3 protein-coding genes are annotated in these 2951 nt (G+C 63.3%); 1 reads left to right on the forward strand and 2 read right to left on the reverse strand.

The window, feature by feature from the left end:
• Nucleotides 1-7: 7 nt before the first annotated feature.
• Both AC062T_RS06195 and AC062T_RS06200 read right to left on the reverse strand, forming a co-directional pair.
• Nucleotides 8-676 carry a potassium channel family protein gene (locus tag AC062T_RS06195; protein WP_108514695.1) on the reverse strand — a complete coding sequence of 223 codons (669 nt, stop codon included), beginning with the start codon at nucleotides 674-676 and terminating at the stop codon, nucleotides 8-10.
• The gene (locus AC062T_RS06200) at nucleotides 669-2093 is read right to left on the reverse strand and encodes a TrkH family potassium uptake protein (protein WP_476028375.1); all 1425 of its coding nucleotides are present in this window, start codon (nucleotides 2091-2093) and stop codon (nucleotides 669-671) included. The genes AC062T_RS06195 and AC062T_RS06200 overlap by 8 nt, the downstream gene beginning before the upstream one ends.
• Before the next feature lie 85 nt (nucleotides 2094-2178).
• Between AC062T_RS06200 and AC062T_RS06205 the strand changes: the two genes are divergently transcribed.
• Nucleotides 2179-2709: an ArsR/SmtB family transcription factor gene (locus AC062T_RS06205; RefSeq protein WP_476028378.1), complete on the forward strand. Its 531-nt coding sequence runs from the start codon at nucleotides 2179-2181 to the stop codon at nucleotides 2707-2709.
• Nucleotides 2710-2951: the final 242 nt, after the last annotated feature.

Genomic DNA, 2951 nt, shown 5'->3' on the forward strand with positions numbered 1-2951 from the left:
TCGGCGCCTAGGACGTGGCGGCGAAGCGCTCGATGTCTGCGGCGTTGCCGCTCACGATGATGAGGTCGTGGTTGGAGATGAGCGTCTCGGCCGTTGCATAGGTGAACTCTTTGCCGGGCGATTTGACCCCGACGACCGTGAGGCCGAACTTCTTGCGAATCTGGGATTCGCCGAGAGTCTGGCCGCGCAACGTCTTGGGCGGATACATCTTGACGATCGCGAAGTCGTCATCGAATTCGATGAAGTCGAGCATGCGGCCCGATACGAGGTGGGCCACGCGCTCGCCGGCTTCTGCCTCAGGGTAAATCACGTGATTCGCCCCGATGCGAGCCAGGATCTTGCCATGCGACTGGCTGATCGCCTTGGCCCAGATCTGCGGGATCTTGAGGTCGACGAGGTTCGCGGTGATGAGCACGCTGGCCTCGATGGATGAACCAACGGCCACGACGGCCACAGAGAAGTCCTGGGCGCCGATCTGCCGCAGCGCGTCGATGTTTCGGGCATCTGCCTGCACCGTGTGAGTGACGCGCTCTGACCACTTCTGCACGAGGGCGGCACTCTCGTCGACCGCGAGCACTTCGCGGTCGAGCCTGTCGAGCTGGCCGGCGGTTGCCGCACCAAATCGTCCGAGCCCGATGATGAGCACGGGGGCATCGTGGGGGATGCGATCAACCAACGATGGGCCTCTCTTCCGCTCGCCTAAACAGTTGGCGGCGCTGGGTTGCGGCAAGAGCCGCAGCCAACGTCACTGTACCAACGCGCCCTGCCCACATCGTCGCGGACAGAACATATTTGCCCGCATCGGGCAGAGTTTCTGTGAGCCCGGTCGAAAGACCACAGGTCGCAAACGCCGAGATTACGTCGAACAACACAAAGTCGAGCGGGGCTTTGGTCAGCTGGAGCAAGAAGATCGAGGCGGCCGCCACGATTGTCGCGCCCCACAGCACGACGCTCACGGCAAGTCGGAGAACATCCGTGGGGATGCGGCGGTCGAAAACCTGCATGTCTTCGTCACCGCGCGCCTCGGCGAAGGCGGCGAGAAACAGCACGGCCAGCGTCGTGACCTTGATGCCGCCAGCGGTCGAGGCGGAGCCTCCGCCCACGAACATCAGCATGTCCATAACGAGAAGGGTGGAGCCGTTTGCCTCGGCGAGATCGATCGTCGCGAAACCACCCGACCTCGTCATAACGGACATGAAGCCCGCCGTCAGAGGCCTGCTGCCCGGTGGATCGGATCCGAGCGTCTGTGGGTTGCTCCACTCGAGCAAGGCAATGGCCAGCGCGCCCAAAATGATGAGGGCAACCGTCGTGAACAAGGTGAGCTTGACGTGAACGGGCCACCGACGCGGGGTGCGCCAGCCCCTAGTGAGGGCAAAGATCACGGGAAAACCGACGCTGCCCAAGAAGACGGCAATTGCCAGCACCGTGAGCATCCACGGGTCTGCCGTGAAGAGTTCGAGCCCCTCGGCATTGGGAGTGAAGCCCGTGTTGGTGAAGGCCGAAGCCGCGTAGTAGAACGACTGCCAGGCTGCCGTCCACGTGTCGAAGCCTGCCACGAGCAGGCTGGGGAAGATGGCGATGGCAACGCCGACTTCGATCACGAGAGCGCTGAGGGCGACGGTGGCGAGCAGCCCGCCGATCTCGCCGAGGCGAATCGCCTGCGACTCAGAGACCGGGCCATGGTGGATGCGCGACGGGTTCGAATCGCTCGCGGCCATGAGGCGGGTGCGCAGGCCCAGGCGGCGGGAGACGACGAGGCCCATGATGCTCGCCAGTGTGAGCACGCCGATGCCGCCCACCTGCAGCCCGACCAGGATCGCCACGTTGCCAAAGAGGCTCCAGTGCGTGGCCATGTCGACAACAGAGAGCCCCGTGACACAGATCACCGAAACCGCCGTAAACAGGGCATCGGCAGCAGAAGTCTGTTGACCCTCGGCGTGCGCGATGGGAAGCGACAGCACGAGAGTGAGAATGAAGATCAGCGCGGTAAAGATGCCGATCGCGAAGCGCGCGGGAGAGACCGTGGCGAATTCGTCGACGGCATCGCGGAACCGGGATGCAACCGTGGTGCGCGACACGGGTTTGGTGCGCATGTGCCCCCCGTCATTTCCGACTTTGGCCGTGACCCGGCGACAGCTAGCCATGGTACTCCCCGGCGGTGGCCAGTAGCCTGTTGCCATGACCGACATTTTTGGCGTTGTGGCGGATGCGACGCGTCGTGAGCTTCTCCAGGTTCTGCTCGAGCGCTACCTTGCGCCGGAATCCGCTACCGGCGACATCAGCGTCGGAGAGCTGGTCGAGAAGCTCGGGCTGAGCCAGCCCACCGTTTCTAAGCACCTCAAGGTTTTGCGCGACAGCGGCCTTGTTGCCGTTCGTGAGGTCGGTCAGCACCGCTACTACCGGCTAGAGCCGGGCCCGCTCGATGTTGTCGAAGAGTGGCTTGTGCCGTTTCTTTCTGTGGACTCTCTCGGCGGCGGACGCGAACAGCGTGAAGCATCCGGTGCGTTCGCGGCGTGGTCTGGAGTGCAGATGCCTGCGCCGCTGCGCCGTGCTGGCGAAAGCCTGCAGCACCCCAGCGACGCTGGCGCTGCCGTCGGTCGCGCGGTGGCTGACGCCACGCATGGCACGCGCCACCGCTTCGAAGAGGCCTCCGAGGCAGTCGAGCGCAAGGTGTTCGAGCCGATCCGCAAGAAGCTCAAGAAGGACTAGAAGCCGCCTTCTCGCCCGCGTGCTTCCGAGCTTTCGCCCGCGTACTTCCGTGCTTTGGCGCGCCAATTTCTGAGTGTCCGGCGTGCCGTTGCTTCGATCGCGCTGAAGATGTGGACAATGCGTCACTTCTACCCCTAAAGTAGCGTTTCAGCACTTCAGTAACACCCGTATCAAGTGCGCGTACATAAGGACAGCCCAATGGCAAGCGATCTATCTGATGTGAAGTTTTTGACGGTCGCCGA

It is taken from the genome of Homoserinimonas sp., from assembly GCF_056262345.1.

What these genes read in the sequence shown, in the direction of transcription:
- AC062T_RS06200 (WP_476028375.1), bottom strand. Translation starts at nt 2,093, where the DNA reads ATGCGCACCAAACCCGTGTCGCGCACCACGGTTGCATCCCGGTTCCGC.
- AC062T_RS06205 (WP_476028378.1), top strand. Translation starts at nt 2,179, where the DNA reads ATGACCGACATTTTTGGCGTTGTGGCGGATGCGACGCGTCGTGAGCTT.